The organism is Nostoc sp., assembly GCF_036917395.1.
Classification (GTDB): Bacteria; Cyanobacteriota; Cyanobacteriia; order Cyanobacteriales; family Nostocaceae; genus Nostoc.
Map to the genome: position 1 here is coordinate 23,729 of NZ_JBALDI010000008.1, position 14,323 is coordinate 38,051.

The following is a 14,323-nucleotide window of genomic DNA, read 5'->3' on the forward strand; positions in this document are numbered from 1 at the left end:
GCAATGTCTGACGACAACCCCTGACGCTTGTAAGCATTGTGTTAGTGTTAAAAAACTTGCTGTACAAGAAAGATTTCTTTGCTTCAGCAGGAGTGCTTTCATGCACTAGCAATGGTATTCGACTATCGCCAATACATTTTAAGCTCTGAGATTAACCTGAAAGTTGCGAGTCTTGAAAATTTTGTTAACTTAAAGTAAGAAAAAAGATCCCACCCATACCAAATTGCGATTGGATGTCTTTTTTGAAAACTAGGATAAAGTGTTGAAGATCAACTGTCTCAACCCTTTTAAAGTGTGTTTTAATTACGAATTACGAATTAAAAATTAGTATGACGCCTGAAAAGCAAATTCAGCACGAAATCGCCGAAAATATTGTTTTAGCGGGTGAAGTCCTGTTTAGCGCCCAAGCATGGAAGTTCTTCCAAACATTAGGCAGGGGTTACCTTTATATGCATAAAGTGCTCCACATAGACCATACTGGCGGCAATAATTTTTCGCTGATTGAAGGTACATCGCAGCTAGGAGACAAAATGTATTATACTGCTAAAGGCACTCAAGCTTGGCAGATGATGCAACTTTCAGCAGCAGCCGCTAGTCAACCAATACAATATGCCCAATTTTACGCTTTAATCGACAACTACGATCCCAGAATTGAGTACGTAGTAATTGTGGGTTTTAACTATGGTTCTGATGCCAGAGAATATTTCTTTTTCAGAAGACCAGAAATTCCTCCGGAGCAAGCTTTTAAAATTGTGAGCGATCGCCCCTTAGAATTTGGCATCGAATCACTATAATTATTGATTTATCTAAAGTTTTTCAACCATTGCGAGTTATCCTTCAAGTCCAAGTCAAGGTGGTTGATAGGTTAACCAGTTTTGCAAGGGATAAATTTTTATAAATGAATTCTTTGCTGATAATTTCTGTGATTTTAGTTCCACCCTCAAGGGTTGAATCGGGAGCATGTCAACTCTGTTAGAACAAAAGAACTAAATAGGCTCTAAAGCTGTGCGTTAAGATAAGCACAGCGATGCTTGAGGACTTGAGAGACATTCGATTCATCCCATTGTGCGCCAGAGATTTTTAATCGCCGATCTATTTGTTTGATAGTAGACTCGACGGCACCAGAACCAATAGAACAAATACCTTCGGTTTGATAATAATCATAATTGACAATTCGATGCCGATGAGTTTCCAAATACTGGCAGAAATTTTGAGCTTTTTTAGCTTGAAGCGGAGAGATCAGAGCGAGAGTTTCATCAACTTTTCCTTGCCAAAGAAAAGTTTCCGCAGCTTTAAGCCGTTTGAGAGAACCACCTACTTTATGTAGATTTTCAACGAGATGAAACCAATCTAAAATCTCGCGTCTTTCTCCAGGACAGTAAAATTGGCGAATTATTTTCCAAATTCCAGGATGTCCATCACCTAAACAGGTTAATGGCTCTGCCATTGTTGATTTACCCAATTGATTAAAGCTTTATTTTCACCCAATCTAGCTACTTTTATTTCTTGGTTGATGCAGATGGCTTTATAGTCTTTCCAGATGCATGGCTCTCCGTTTTGTTCAGTCCTAAGCCTTACCTTGCCGCCGTCCACGCTAATTTCTTCAATCTCTTGTCCGGATTCTATTTCCGGAAAATCATACCGCTGAACGATTCTTTGTTGTGTACTAGCAGAAATCGACATCCCAGTATATTTATAAATATCTTTTGCTGCATTATCATAAGAGACATTTGCACTTGCTCTCAAGCAACATTGCTCTAAATAAGGACTTATTTTTTGATTCTTTTCTAGTTTTAACTTTTGTGCTTGTTTTTCACTGACTGGCAATTCTCCAAGAATGCTTTTAATTATTCTTACTCTTCCCGATGAAGTTCCTGTTGCTTCTTTGAGAAAAAAACCCCTAATTCTGGTGTAATGTATTCTAGAATTTGGGCTCTGATTGTTTTTTCAATCCCGGCTAAACTCTCTAATTCTTCAGTCTCTGCTTCTTGATACAGAATTTTTGCTACGGTTTGGAGATGTTTCTGGAGTTTTTTCTGACTGGCTGGTTTCATTGTTGAGCAAGGATTGATTTTTTCCTCTATTTTCATTGATTTTGCCAGCATTCACTAGTTCATATGTTCTGACAAAGTTGACATGCTCCCGCAATACATTGTCTATCGAAACCTTATTCAACTTACCGAACTAAAATATACACTTTATTTAACTATTGATAATGTTGTTTATTATAAATTTTTTCAACGAAAATCTGTACAAACAGTTATCAATCGAAATCAACTTCTGTTAAGAGTCGTCAATACAGATAAGGAGGAAATTCAGCAATGGATAAGATAGAAAAATACCGCACTGCTATTAAGAAAATATTTATTGAATATTATGAAATAACTAATGCTAAAATTGCAAAAACTGGAGAAGTTGAAGCAAGCGATCGCTTGGCTTTTGATGAAGAAAGAGTTCAATATCTTTGGTTTCGGTTTGGCTGGGATGACAAAAGGCAGATACAGCATATTATCATGTACTTTTGCATTAAGAACGGCAAAAATTGAGTCGAAGAAAATGCAGCTAATTTATGCGTTGTTGATGATTTGTTCTTAGCCGGAATACCCCAAAGCGATATTGTTTTAGGCTTCCATCATCCTAGTAAAAGAGGTTTCACAGAATTTGCTCCAGCCTAAAGAGGCAGGGGCAAGGAAGAAAGGAAAAGGGGCAGGGGGATACTATCAATATGATTTACTATATATAAAGAAAGCTAGCAGCTTAAATTAGGAGATTGTTGATATGCCTAACTCCCAACTTAGTAAAGAAGAAATTGCAAAGCGTGGCGGAGAACTTTATGAAAAAGTAATCCGTGTTCAAGTCGAGACAGCAGAAAATATTGGCAAAATTATCTCAATTAATATCAACACTGGTGATTACGAGATTGATAACGATCTACTTGTTGCTTGCCATCGTTTGCAAGCAAAACAACCTGATGCAGTGATTTGGACGGAACGAATTGGCTATGATGCTGTTTATGCTGTAGGTGGTACATTGGTCAGGACAGCACAGTGAAACACGGAATAGTCGTTGGTCTTCAGGTACGCATGAGTGTCATTCTTCGTTCTATTGAAGGTTCAGAAATAGAAGTTGAGTGTGTAGTTGATACAGGGTTTGAGGGCTTTTTAACTTTGCCACCGACTGTGGTTGCTGACCTTGGTTTATCCTATCTTGCTTCAATTAGAGCGAATCTTGCTGATAATTCCCATGTTTTAACTAATGTCCATCAAGTCACGCTTATATGGAATAGCATAGAACGCGAAATTCCAGTTTTAGCAATGGGTCGCCGTCCACTTATTGGTACTGCACTTCTCGAAGATTATCACCTCAGTATAGACTTTTGTGAGGGAGGTACAGTATTGGTAGATGAAATCTTCTAGTTTTGAGGTATGGCGATGTCTACGACGAGCTACACTTAAGCATTTCAACCCTCAAAGACATCTTGCCCTCTGTAATTATTTCAACAGTTCCCTTTTCCACTGTGCAGCTTTTTCTAAGTGAGCAATTTTTAAATCTGCACCTTCATAAACTAAACCTTTGAAGCGTGTGTAGTTGTACGCTACACCATCGTCAAGGTCAAGATTAATTCGCGCATCGGCTTGGGTTTGCAGCTTGGCTTGGTAATTTCGCAGTTCTAGCTGTTGGGCTTGCAGTTCTTTCAGGCGGTTTGTGGCAGCTTTTTTAGCGGCGCTATAAGTGGTATTATCTAGCTGTTGTTGCGCTCTGGCAATTTCCCCATCTAGTTTGACTTGCAATTCCAAAACATAATCGGTGCGGATACGAGCAAGAGCATCTTCGCTGTAACGGTGTAAATATAGTAACGCGCCAAAAGCTCGTTTTTTTCCACTAGTAAACAGCCAGTAAATGGGGCGTTTTTTATAAGTTTGAATGTGGTCAGAAATGAATTCTTGCAGAAAGTAGCGGCGGATGCGTTCTTGAGCGCTTTCGCCGTTTTTGAGGGTGAGGGCATTAGCAATGAAATTGAGGTTTTCAGTAAGGGTTTCGGGACTGTAGGCGACTCGCAGAAATTCTATGAAGCGGGTAACGATATCGTTATCAAAGTATGCTTGGTCTGTGATGGGAATTATGGGCTGGGGGGCAGGGGGCAAAGGGGAAAATTCTCCCCCCTGCCTCTTCTCCCCTGCCTCCAAAAAGTAGGGCATATATTCACGCAAGCGTGATTCCGGGTGAGACTCTAACCACAACCGCCCTAAACTGTTCTCCACCATATACTGAACAATCCAGTGGGGGGTAAACAATTGAGTCGCTGCGGGAATATCTGCGGCTGCAACCTTCGACTTTGCCCCAATCACCTCATCCTTGCGTTCCGAAATGTAGAACTGATACAGCCAACCCACTACTTCAATATTCTGCCAGTCCTCCTCTGGAATCTCCTTTACCAGCCGCCGTACAATTGAATCCTGATTCAAGAGATTTCCAGGCAAAAACAGCGCTTGGTAATTCTGGCGAGGGTCAAACAGTGCTGGAATTCCCTCTGCCAAAGCTTTACACTGAGCTAACAGCAGACGGTGGTAAAGAAACTCATCGGGATTAGGATCATGATTGGCAAAACTGCGCCACTCATTGAGAGTATCCAAATCCAGCCCAGGTGAATCCCCCATTTCGGCAATAGAACTAGCATCCCGTAACAAATCAGGATCTACCAAATTGGAGTCGCTACTACTCAACACCCGTCCGATATATCCATTCACCTCCATAAACCGCAACGCCGCCAAACGGTTAAACCAGGTGTAGGCAATTTCATCTATCAGCGCATCTACCGCCTGGGGTTGACTGGAAGTTAGCGTTAGAGTATTCCAACTAAAAAATGATCCAAAACTTCAGTCACTTCGACAAAAGATTTCAACGAACCATTTTTTCAAACTTGGTAAGGGGTATATCTGTTTTTCGACTTCCGCCATTGCTTGTTGTGTAAGTTTAACTCCTGTATGATAAATCTGCTCAACCAATGTAACCACAGGATTTTTGCCCTTGAAAGTTAGGGTAGAAGCAAACTGAAGTACGGTATCAACACTGTCGAGTAAGCTACCACGCCAATGTTGCTCAAGCCAACCAAAAGCGCGCTCAACAGGATTATATTTACTGTGATCAGGAGGATAATAAGCTAATTGAATTGTCAGTTGAAATTTATCAGAGAACTCAAGGATACGATACATAAACTGAGTTCGCCGAGAATGATTTTCTGATCCGTTATCTTGGTTGATGACTAATTTCCGAATGTGAGCAAAGCGGTCTAGCACACTCATCCACCATTGTTCAAGTATGTCAACGATACAATCAGCAGTCAGTTGGGACTGTACGAAAAATCTTGATACCCAATGATATCTATCAACTGATGACGGACTTGCGCTGCTGACAGCCTGGTATACAACTTTGTACTCTCAAAACTTGGGTCTGTTTGGCTTTGTGGCTCTACAATTGAGGATATATCTTCTAGTAAGTTTGGCAGTCTATGTTCAGTTGGTTTGCTGCCTCTAAGCCGGAATGAATCTGCTATCGATATTCCATGCTCTAACTCCTGCATCCCTTTACGAATTGTCCGTCGATTCCATCCTAGTTCTCGTGGGAGCAATTGTTGCTCCTCCTCGTCCCCATCCTTTTACAACCTCTGCCATGAATTGTCTTCGGTCACTTCCCTTTAGCTTTTGTGCTGTCTTCATGTATAACGACCTCAGACTATCACTTAGTTGGATTAACGATTCTCTTGACATCAACCATACTGCACACTAATTATTCTCTCAGTATCCCTATTTTTGGATCATTTTTTTCCTTGGATTACTCTTATAGCTTTAGCGATTGCAGTAAACGTCACTGTCATTGATGTACATTCTTCTAATTCAAGTCATCCCACAGGCAAGAGTATAATTACTCAGTCTCAAACAGAGATTCAACTTGTTCACACACTGACTGGACATAAAAAAGTGACTTTTGGTGTGAGAGCAGTTGCGATCAGTCCTTCGGGGCAAACCCTGATTAGTGGAGGTAGAGATGATACAATTAAATTCTGGAATTTACGTACTGGGAAATTGTTGCGTAGTTTAAACGCTCATTCAGATGGTGTTACTTCGATTGCGATTAGTCCAGATGGCAAGAGAATTGTAACTGGTGGGATAAGCACCCCAACAATGAAGGTTTGGGATTTACGCACTTTCCTTATGCTTAACAGCGACAGTGGGCATACCCAATCGGTAGAAACCGTTGCGATTAGTTCAGATAGTAAATTGATTGCTAGTGGCAGTGACGATGGCACAATCAAGCTTTGGGATTTACACACGCTTAAGTTGCTTGATACCATTACTGCACACTCAGGATTTGTGAGTAAAGTTGCATTTAGCCCTGATATGCAAACCCTTGTAAGTGCTGGGGGTGGCGATGATAATACAATTAGGCTGATTGATTTGCAAACCAAAAAACACGCCATATTCTCAAAGGGCACAAAATCGGAGTTGATGCTATTGCTATTACTCCAGATAGTAAAAAGCTTGTTACTGGTAGTTTTGGTGAGCTAGTTTCTCGAAATCGTGCAATTAGTACGCTGAAGTTATGGAATCTTCAAACTGGAAAACTGCTGCATAAGTTTACTGATAATTTTAATTGAGTTGAATCTCTTGCCATCAGCCCCGATGGAAAAATTCTGATTTGCGGCAATTATGATGGCAGTATTAAACTTTGGAGCTTAGAACAGGGTAAATTATTGCACGCATGGAGGGATGGTTTCAGTTCAGTTTTAGGACTTGCTCTGAGCTTAGATGGTAAAACCCTCGTTAGTAGCAATGAGGATAGCACTATACATATTTGGCAAATTAAATAACTGCATTAGCTTTATTCTTGGTGCACGGTAACTTCTAAAAGGAGAAGCTGGTTACGGAAATTTTAATAACATCAGCCCACATTCCACACCTTAATATCTCTTTTAATTGCTTTGGCTCCATACCCCAACTTTGGATGCTTTTGCTATATCAGCCGCCTGTTCAAAAGCTAGATGATTTGGACATTCTACCTCAGACTTACGCATTTTAGCCAAGCCATCTTTGAGCAATTCTTTTTGAAAGCTGATATCAGTTTCCCCCTTACCGTAAGCCATAACTTCAGCAAAAGTACGCCCCTGGTTGTCTTTTTCCACTGGAACGCTCATCAGTTGGTTATCGGCAGCAGCGACTAGCTTGAGTAGTTTATCTTTTACTTGATTGCTCAATGCTTGTGCTGACACTTCACCTTGTTTTACTTTTGGGGCATCAATTCCACAAAGCTCAACTGACATTTGGCTTCCATCAGTTTGATGAACTGTAATGCTGTCCCCATCTGCCACTTGGGTAGCTATCCATTCTTCAATAAGCGCAATCGATGGCTGGTTAGTTCTTTGGAAAATCAAGATAGCGGTGATGATAACTCCAGCGAGCGCAGTTAAAATTATGCCAGTTATCCGCGATGGATTCATGTTGCTAGCTCTATTGTTGCAATATAAGAAACCATAATTTTAGTTTCCTTGCACTAATCTATACTCTGATTAATGTGTCATTCAAATTTCTATGATTTGCGAACATTTAGACAATCTGACTACGGAGACTCTGATTTCTAAAGCAAATTACCCAGTATTTCGTTGTGAAGAGTGTATCCTGATAAACAGTCACTGGGTACATCTGCGTATTTGTCAAAGTTGCGGCAACATGCTGTGCTGTGATTCTTCTATTCATCAACATGCTCGACAGCATTATGAGGAAACTGGACATTCAGTAATTAGCTCGGCTGAGTTAGGAGAACAGTGGTTATGATGTTTTTTGGATGAGCAGGCAAAAAACTATTAAAGTGAGGCGAACGCGCTTCACTGCTAAGAGAGCGTGATTGCTGTCTTCCCAATATCTCAGCCAATCGCCCTTTTAGGGAGACAGCTTTGACTTGTCGCCCAAAAACAGTATCATCTGAAATTTTATGCGAAAATTATTATTGGGGTTATGGGTCGGGGAGAAAATGCGACAGCAAATGATTTACAAAATGCTTATATACTAGGTCAAGTAATTGCCAAACAAGGATGGGTTTTACTCACGGGTGGTAGAAATATAGGGGTAATGGATGCAGTAAATAAAGGTGCAAAATCTGCTGATGGTTTAACTATTGGTATTCTTCCGGGTGAGAATTAGGATGGTATTTCCTCTTGGGTAGATATTGCTATTTTCACAGACATGGGTAATTCTAAAAACAATATTAATGTTCTTACCAGTGATGTGGTAATTGCTTGCGGTATGGGTGCAGGAACCGCTTCCGAAATTGCTCTAGCTTTGAAAGCAAATAACGGGACTTAAACAAAAATCAAGCCCAAATATAGCCATCAAATCGTTGACACCATCTTTCAAAGCATGGAGGCATGGCTGCGGGAGTGGTTTCTTTCATGAGCTTATTTCAATGTGAAACCTTTGCTAGTTGAGTATTATACTCCTTTTTACTCTCCTGTTTTGTTCAAGTCCCGATAAGCAAGTAATTTTATTGAATAATGATGAAGAAAGTCAACTTTTCTTTAAAAAACTGTCGCCAGAAAATGTTTATATTGTCGAAAATGTGGATTAGGCGATCGCTACTGCCAAAACAATTTTATCTTAGTTACGAATTAGTGAATCAGTAAAGTCTTCTCAAATTGGGAGGCTCTCAAATTGATTAGGTTTAAATCCCCATCTGTTGCGTTAGCTTCCCGAAATTTAAATTATATTCCGGATCAGACTGCTCCAAGAGAGTGTATGTATAAAAAAGAGAACTGCATTTCCAGATGAGTAACCAAATTACCGCCTTAGAATCCTGTTGGCATATTTCTCCTGAATGGGGTCAGTCCATGCCTCCTTTAGCAGTGAACAGTTACGAAAAAGTTTTGTTGTCAATCTCAGATTTGTCAGGCTACTGCTGTGGTGTTCAGTGGGAAAGACAGCAATGGATTTATGCAATTGTTTGCCAGAGTGAAACTCTCTACTTAGCTGAACAAGAATTTCATAGAACAAATCTACTAGAAAAGTCCATTGTTTTTACTCCAGCTTTTAAATTGGGGGATATAGTTGAGGTTGATTTCGGTGAACAGCCGACACGCCGTATTATTCAAGGAATTTTTAGTCTCAAAGATAATTGGCTTTATGGGGTAGAGTGGCGCTCTCCAATTTTAGAAGAAGTGTCTGCCCAAAGCAGAACAATATGGCTTGCTGATGTTGATTTAGTCAATGTTAGTGTATGACAATTATCAGTTGCGACAAAAGACCAGCACCAAGTTAACTAACAATTTGGGTTATTAATCTCAAGTTATTGGTTTTATTAGCTACTTTTAATTAGTTGTCTGGGCATTATAAGTATAAGTAATTATTACTACAGATGCTCCCAAAATTTGGCTTTGTTACAATTAGCGTTTTGCTTCTAGCTCAAACATTAGCAATTTGTTGCCAATAACCTTACCCTACAGTTGTAAGCGTCGGTGACGGTGACACCATACGGGTGAGAACTGGTAAAAAAACTGTGACTGTTCGCCTCGCTTGCATTAATGCACCAGAGATCCAGACTGGGGCATTTGGTTGATTTCTGAAACACGCCAAAAGTGTGTCAGCATTGTAATTAGTTCGTAATTAATTCACTTTTTTGTGAATAAACGAATTGAGCTAAGTGATCGCATTGCTTCCCGGCGGGCGATCGCTTTAACTTTTCCTTGGTGTAACCTTATGGTTGACACCAGTATATTAATACAGTTAATATTAATTATCATGTCAACTGGCGAGCGCAGTGAAAATAAAATTAAAGTAAAAATGAATATCACAGTAGATGTAACACCCATCGCTGCGTTTAGGTGGAATGAGGAAAATGCCCAAAAACTTAGGGAGCTTAGAGAGAAAGCTGGATATAGTAGACAAAAGCTATCTGATGCTGTGGGAGTTTCTGTGGCTTATATTCAGCAGCTAGAGACTCCTCATGTCTTTATTAACAAACCAAAAAAACCAACTCAGATGACTGTTAGTACAGAAATTTTAGAGAAACTTTGTGCTGCTTTAAATGGGGATATCACTTCACTTATTTGGAACATAGATTACAACAGCTAAGAGAATTATTTACTACGCTCACCAATAAAATTTACTTGATAATCACTGGTAACCGTAGTAATATATTAATCATAAGAGAGGAGACGAGCGCGATGCCTCTCAGAAAAATAAAGAAGCGCTCAAAATTCAACCTTTACAAATCGAGTTAACGATACCAAACTACAATAACCAGCCGCCGCCGGGACTAGCAGCCGGAAGCCTTAAACTTGTAATGGTCAAGCCGCCGCGAGATGATTCCGATGACCCACCAAGTCTAAAAACTGGTTGTAAAAAACTTCAATCTTTGCACAACTAAGGCGATTGTGAACTCTTCAATCGCCTTTTCAATTGTTACCACGCGGCTGTACAGAGGACACGGTAACATCCCAATATCTTCTCTACAGCTTTGTGCTGCTGGTGTTTTGACATCAGATGATACGCTTTGCCTTGGAATTACTTTATGAGGCTGCGCCAATAAGAGAGTGAGCGTTGTACAAGCACAACGTTGTTCATGTAAATCAAAAGGCGATCGCCTGCCTGAGAAACATCGCGATCACCTTTATTCCTATTACGGAGATTTTAATTATGCCACAAACAACAACAACTGTAACCTCTTGCGTTAAACCAGTTGAAGAATTGAGATCGGTAGAGATTTCGTTTGAAGATCACGAATTCTATGCAGGTCAAAAGCTCATAGCTAGTATTACCCACAACGATGACTTAACGCAACCTTGGATAGTGATGGTCAATGGTGAGGAGATCCATCATGCGAACACTTTTAAAAGATGCCACAGCTACATCACATGGCATTACCAGCGCGGAACACTGCCCATACAAGAAGAAGAAACTTTTAAAAGATGCCACAGCTATATCACATGGCATTACCAGCGCGGAACACTGCCCATACAAGAAGAAGAAACTCCAGTCGCTACAACGGGGAACGAAATCATGGTACAGATTGCTGATGAATGCGAAAAGTACGGGTTTGAAATTTTAAACGATGGTATCTACGACCACGATCAAAAGCTTGGTGAAGTAAGTTGTAGTGACAGCAGATGGTGGGTATTCAGGCAACTTCAGTGCATCAGCAAAAGGTTCCGTGTGATTCTGCATTTGATGCGGTGTGGGTATTGTCGATGGTAGAACTGATGCAACCATCTTGTAAGGAACTGCTGGATGAGCCATTTGAGCCGTTTGACCAACTGACGGCTGATGAATGGGAACAGCTACCGCAATATCAGCCACCCTCAGACGAGTCCCTTGATTGCGGTGGGTTCACAGATTCCGATTTGGTGCGGACAGAGGGAATGGCGGCGTAAGTGGAATGGTGGGCGTGGCTGAATCAATGGTCGCGCCTGCTGTTTCAATGAGTAGATAAAGTGCTGATACTGCCAAGCGAGTATTGATGGAAAAGGTAGGTCAATAGCCCACCACCAAATCTGAAACAATCAAATATAGTAAAGTGTCGCGCTCAAAAATGACCCAACAACCACACGATAAATTTGCCAAACAGTTTCTAGAAGAATTACTAGCTCCTTTTGGGGAAGTAAGAACGAATAAGGAAGTAACTGATGAAACAAGATTTGTTGATGTGTTATTTTCACCAACACCACCATCTGCGGTTGATGCAGAAACTTTAGGATTATTGGGTAGAATTGCGGTATTAAATACTACTTTAATAGAGCCATTTCGCAATCAGCCGAGTAGAACAGAAGTACGCAATTGTCTTCAAAAATTGTTCACTATGATTGCAGACGTGCAACGCAGAGCCAACAGGGAAGACACAACAATAGCGGAGAATGATTTACCAAGGTTGTGGATATTAACGCCCAGTGCTTCAAAAGCTTTGCTTAAGGCTTTTGAAGCTAAACTAAATTTAGAAAATTGGATAGAAGGAATGTACTTTCTGCCTCTTGGTATAAGGGCAGCAATAGTAGCGATTAACAAGCTACCGCCAACTCCAGAAACACTATGGTTTAGACTCTTGGGGAGGGGAAAAGTATAAAGGGAGGCAGTAGAAGAACTGGTTGCACTACCACCATCCGATCTTGTACGCCAGAATGTACTGGAAATAATTTACAGGTGGCGTATCAGTGTAATGACACAGACAGAATTAACTAAAGATGACCAGGAGTTGATCATGAACTTAACTCAAGCTTACGAAGAAGCTAGAGCAGCAGCAGTACAAGAGGGTGTAGAGCAAGGTGTACAACTTGAACGCCGTCAAGTTGTAGAAAACTTGTTGAAATTCAGGTTTGGTGAAGTGGACGAGTTACTATCAAGAGTAATCGATAGTTTGTTACAGTTAACGCCAGAAGAATTTACTCCCCTATGTCTTGAATTATCTCGTGAAGATTTGCTGGCAAGATTTAGTTCACATCAATAATCTGTACAGGGCAAATAATTAGTAAGAAAAAGCGCTCTTGATTTCACAAAAGCGCTTTTTATTGGCTCTACGCTTCATGTATCACAATTAAACGGCTGCGCCAATGCGAAAGTGAAATGCTTTATAAATGACTACAACAATCGTTCACCCCAGTATCGAAAACTTACAGCAGTTTTCTGACTCGTTCGATATTGAGAAATTATTGCAATCTAAGGGAGTTCTCCCGTGGCTTTTAGCAAATGGCTGGAAGCACGACGATGAATCGAGTTTGATTGCAAATATTATTGATGAGTCAACAAGTCTTGATGAAGTTTGGGACTCTGAAGAGTTTGACTTTAAGGCTCTGCCTGATGAATTAAAGGAAAAACTCAATCAAATCTTTGAGCATTTCTATCTGTAATTTTCTGTCAATTTCAATTCCACCGACTTCAACAAATAAACGTACTTCTGGGAGTGGTTCTGGGTTGTCTAAACCAAATAGAGAAAAAGTTGCTGCTTGACGAAAGAAGAATCAGATTATCCATGAAAAACTCTACAGTCAGATTTAATCAGCCTGACTGTAGAGAAAAATCGATTCCACGAAAGATTATCACAAACTCTACTTCAATACTAATCAGATGGAAACAAATTTGATTAAAGTGTATGACACAACGCTGTTAAGTTCATTGAAAGTTTACCAAATCGACGGTACGCTTTCTCGATACTTGGGTGATGAAGGTACTATAAAACATCCACAGTATCTATTTTTACCTCTGCCAAATTAAAAGAAAAAAGCCAGCTTTCGGCTAAATCGAAACAAACTCATGACTCGGTGTTATGAAGTCGAAGGTATGACTTATAACAAGCCTGTGGTACAGGATAATTCACAGCAACTTCAGTTATTTTAAGCCATGCCAATACATAAACCACCAGTCATTAAAAGACATATTCGGCTACAAAAAAGCTCTAAACAAGTAATCTATAGAACTACTACAAACATTCGCAAATTGAGAAATAGTCACAAAGAAAGCTGAAAGTGAAAAATAATGATTGAGGTGAATAATCATGGTGCAAGCAATCGACAACCCTATTGCTGCGAATTTCCTAACTGATGCAGTAGTCGAACGCCACAATTTCTCACAGTTAAACAAAACCCGTATTCGCTTCCGTATCCAGTTAAAGAAAAGTACAAAATCTGCTGCGCCTAAATGGGCAGATGTAGTAAAAGCTGAAGTATGTGAAATTGAATCAGACCTTGTGAAAGTCACAAATTCCGAAGTCGGTTTGCGAGGTATTAAGGTATTCAAAAAGCTTGATGAAGCTGCGGCCCAATTGAGGCAAGAGATTGCTTCAGTTCAAGAGTGGATGTCTGCTGATACTGGTGATTGGGTCTGTCCTATTGATTTGGCTCCACTTGTGTGGAATCAGTTAATCAATATCAGAGATAATATCGCCCCTGGACTGCGTGATCAGCTAAAAGTTGATTACGAAGCAGGACTCGAAGATTACCAAGAGCGAATTGACCAGTTCTTATCGCTCCAGACTTGGCCGGCGATTGAGTCAAAGAATCTTGGTAATGAGGGGGGCAGTCAATTGCAGCAAAAGATAGATTCTATCCGCACCAAATTGCTGGATGAACAACGCAATCTGCAACAGCTAGCGACTGGCGACGTGGGGTTGTCGAAAGCTACGGTCATGTCTTTCAAGTTCAGGTAAAAAACAGTCTTGGGCGAGGGTGAATTCGCTCAAGACTAAGTACCTTAAACGCAGGACTTACGCAACTGGCACAATGCGAGCGCCATTTATAGTACATAAGTATTAATAAGTGGAATGCATCAGGCGACATCAGCCTCTTGATGCA

General features: G+C 40.4%; 17 protein-coding genes and 5 pseudogenes. 18 read left to right on the plus strand and 4 right to left on the minus strand.

What is annotated here, in order from left to right:
* Positions 1-329: 329 nt before the first annotated feature.
* A complete protein-coding gene (locus V7K46_RS06060; RefSeq protein ID WP_335111696.1) occupies positions 330-794 on the plus strand; it encodes a hypothetical protein in 465 nt (154 codons plus the stop codon).
* Between the two features lie 203 nt (positions 795-997).
* On the opposite strand, the pseudogene V7K46_RS06065 reads toward V7K46_RS06060, so the two are convergent.
* Positions 998-2,054 (minus strand): annotated as a pseudogene (locus V7K46_RS06065) (ISKra4 family transposase).
* A gap of 82 nt (positions 2,055-2,136) precedes the next feature.
* Between V7K46_RS06065 and V7K46_RS06070 the strand changes: the two are divergent.
* The 4 genes and pseudogenes from V7K46_RS06070 to V7K46_RS06085 all read left to right on the plus strand — a co-directional run bounded on the left by V7K46_RS06070 (position 2,137) and on the right by V7K46_RS06085 (position 3,416).
* Complete coding sequence (locus V7K46_RS06070; RefSeq protein WP_335111697.1) at positions 2,137-2,334, plus strand: element excision factor XisH family protein; 198 nt, start codon at positions 2,137-2,139, stop codon at positions 2,332-2,334.
* Positions 2,322-2,675, plus strand: a pseudogene (locus tag V7K46_RS06075) (XisI protein). Before V7K46_RS06070 ends, V7K46_RS06075 begins: the two are co-directional and overlap by 13 nt.
* A 103-nt stretch (positions 2,676-2,778) precedes the next feature.
* Positions 2,779-3,051 (plus strand): hypothetical protein, encoded by a 273-nt coding sequence (locus V7K46_RS06080; protein WP_335111698.1) that lies wholly within the window; start codon positions 2,779-2,781, stop codon positions 3,049-3,051.
* Positions 3,048-3,416 (plus strand): clan AA aspartic protease, encoded by a 369-nt coding sequence (locus V7K46_RS06085; RefSeq protein ID WP_335111699.1) that lies wholly within the window; start codon positions 3,048-3,050, stop codon positions 3,414-3,416. Before V7K46_RS06080 ends, V7K46_RS06085 begins: the two co-directional genes overlap by 4 nt.
* A 75-nt stretch (positions 3,417-3,491) precedes the next feature.
* Here V7K46_RS06085 and V7K46_RS06090 read toward each other — a convergent pair whose 3' ends face one another.
* Together V7K46_RS06090 and V7K46_RS31945 are read right to left on the minus strand one after the other, a co-directional pair.
* Positions 3,492-4,748, minus strand: coding sequence for a restriction endonuclease (locus tag V7K46_RS06090; protein WP_335111700.1), 1,257 nt, complete (start codon positions 4,746-4,748; stop codon positions 3,492-3,494).
* A 129-nt stretch (positions 4,749-4,877) separates the two neighbouring features.
* A pseudogene (locus V7K46_RS31945) lies at positions 4,878-5,750 on the minus strand (ISAzo13-like element transposase-related protein).
* A gap of 60 nt (positions 5,751-5,810) precedes the next feature.
* Here V7K46_RS31945 and V7K46_RS06105 point away from each other — a divergent pair.
* The 3 genes and pseudogenes from V7K46_RS06105 to V7K46_RS31955 all read left to right on the plus strand — a co-directional run bounded on the left by V7K46_RS06105 (position 5,811) and on the right by V7K46_RS31955 (position 6,868).
* On the plus strand, positions 5,811-6,566 hold the full coding sequence (locus V7K46_RS06105; RefSeq protein ID WP_335111703.1) for a WD40 repeat domain-containing protein: 756 nt from the start codon (positions 5,811-5,813) through the stop codon (positions 6,564-6,566).
* A 101-nt stretch (positions 6,567-6,667) separates the two neighbouring features.
* Positions 6,668-6,754: pseudogene (locus tag V7K46_RS31950) on the plus strand (hypothetical protein); the annotation flags it as partial.
* Positions 6,752-6,868, plus strand: a complete 117-nt coding sequence (locus V7K46_RS31955; protein WP_442939805.1) for a hypothetical protein — start codon at positions 6,752-6,754, stop codon at positions 6,866-6,868. The pseudogene V7K46_RS31950 and the gene V7K46_RS31955, both read left to right, overlap by 3 nt.
* A gap of 102 nt (positions 6,869-6,970) precedes the next feature.
* Here the strand turns inward: V7K46_RS31955 and V7K46_RS06110 are convergent, their stop codons facing one another.
* Positions 6,971-7,495, minus strand: a complete 525-nt coding sequence (locus V7K46_RS06110; protein WP_335111704.1) for a thermonuclease family protein — start codon at positions 7,493-7,495, stop codon at positions 6,971-6,973.
* Between the two features lie 91 nt (positions 7,496-7,586).
* Here V7K46_RS06110 and V7K46_RS06115 point away from each other — a divergent pair, with 91 nt between their 5' ends.
* The 10 genes and pseudogenes from V7K46_RS06115 (at position 7,587) to V7K46_RS06160 (ending at position 14,178) form a co-directional block, all read left to right on the plus strand.
* Positions 7,587-7,829, plus strand: a complete 243-nt coding sequence (locus V7K46_RS06115; RefSeq protein WP_335111705.1) for a UBP-type zinc finger domain-containing protein — start codon at positions 7,587-7,589, stop codon at positions 7,827-7,829.
* Positions 7,830-8,000: 171 nt separating this feature from the next.
* Positions 8,001-8,357: pseudogene (locus V7K46_RS06120) on the plus strand (cytochrome).
* Between the two features lie 458 nt (positions 8,358-8,815).
* The gene (locus tag V7K46_RS06125; protein WP_335111706.1) at positions 8,816-9,268 is read left to right on the plus strand and encodes a DUF1392 family protein; all 453 of its coding nucleotides are present in this window, start codon (positions 8,816-8,818) and stop codon (positions 9,266-9,268) included.
* A 397-nt stretch (positions 9,269-9,665) separates the two neighbouring features.
* Positions 9,666-10,118, plus strand: a complete 453-nt coding sequence (locus tag V7K46_RS06130) for a helix-turn-helix domain-containing protein (RefSeq protein WP_335111707.1) — start codon at positions 9,666-9,668, stop codon at positions 10,116-10,118.
* 468 nt (positions 10,119-10,586) lie between these two features.
* Positions 10,587-11,240, plus strand: coding sequence for a hypothetical protein (locus tag V7K46_RS06135; RefSeq protein WP_335111708.1), 654 nt, complete (start codon positions 10,587-10,589; stop codon positions 11,238-11,240).
* Positions 11,234-11,416 carry a hypothetical protein gene (locus V7K46_RS06140; protein ID WP_335111709.1) on the plus strand — a complete coding sequence of 61 codons (183 nt, stop codon included), beginning with the start codon at positions 11,234-11,236 and terminating at the stop codon, positions 11,414-11,416. Before V7K46_RS06135 ends, V7K46_RS06140 begins: the two co-directional genes overlap by 7 nt.
* 158 nt (positions 11,417-11,574) lie before the next feature.
* A complete protein-coding gene (locus tag V7K46_RS06145; protein WP_335111710.1) occupies positions 11,575-12,102 on the plus strand; it encodes a hypothetical protein in 528 nt (175 codons plus the stop codon).
* Between the two features lie 93 nt (positions 12,103-12,195).
* A complete protein-coding gene (locus V7K46_RS06150; protein WP_335111711.1) occupies positions 12,196-12,483 on the plus strand; it encodes a hypothetical protein in 288 nt (95 codons plus the stop codon).
* Between the two features lie 127 nt (positions 12,484-12,610).
* Complete coding sequence (locus V7K46_RS06155; RefSeq protein ID WP_335111712.1) at positions 12,611-12,883, plus strand: hypothetical protein; 273 nt, start codon at positions 12,611-12,613, stop codon at positions 12,881-12,883.
* Between the two features lie 644 nt (positions 12,884-13,527).
* Positions 13,528-14,178, plus strand: a complete 651-nt coding sequence (locus V7K46_RS06160) for a hypothetical protein (RefSeq protein ID WP_335111713.1) — start codon at positions 13,528-13,530, stop codon at positions 14,176-14,178.
* Positions 14,179-14,323: the final 145 nt, after the last annotated feature.

Excerpts from the sequence above, each read along its gene's own strand:
- V7K46_RS06070 (WP_335111697.1), top strand. The coding sequence starts at position 2,137 with ATGCTCCCGCAATACATTGTCTATCGAAACCTTATTCAACTTACCGAA.
- V7K46_RS06155 (WP_335111712.1), top strand. The coding sequence starts at position 12,611 with ATGACTACAACAATCGTTCACCCCAGTATCGAAAACTTACAGCAGTTT.
- V7K46_RS06140 (WP_335111709.1), top strand. The coding sequence starts at position 11,234 with ATGGTAGAACTGATGCAACCATCTTGTAAGGAACTGCTGGATGAGCCA.
- V7K46_RS06150 (WP_335111711.1), top strand. The coding sequence starts at position 12,196 with ATGACACAGACAGAATTAACTAAAGATGACCAGGAGTTGATCATGAAC.
- V7K46_RS06115 (WP_335111705.1), top strand. The coding sequence starts at position 7,587 with ATGATTTGCGAACATTTAGACAATCTGACTACGGAGACTCTGATTTCT.
- V7K46_RS06080 (WP_335111698.1), top strand. The coding sequence starts at position 2,779 with ATGCCTAACTCCCAACTTAGTAAAGAAGAAATTGCAAAGCGTGGCGGA.
- V7K46_RS06110 (WP_335111704.1), bottom strand. The coding sequence starts at position 7,495 with ATGAATCCATCGCGGATAACTGGCATAATTTTAACTGCGCTCGCTGGA.
- V7K46_RS06160 (WP_335111713.1), top strand. The coding sequence starts at position 13,528 with ATGGTGCAAGCAATCGACAACCCTATTGCTGCGAATTTCCTAACTGAT.
- V7K46_RS06145 (WP_335111710.1), top strand. The coding sequence starts at position 11,575 with ATGACCCAACAACCACACGATAAATTTGCCAAACAGTTTCTAGAAGAA.
- V7K46_RS06060 (WP_335111696.1), top strand. The coding sequence starts at position 330 with ATGACGCCTGAAAAGCAAATTCAGCACGAAATCGCCGAAAATATTGTT.
- V7K46_RS06125 (WP_335111706.1), top strand. The coding sequence starts at position 8,816 with ATGAGTAACCAAATTACCGCCTTAGAATCCTGTTGGCATATTTCTCCT.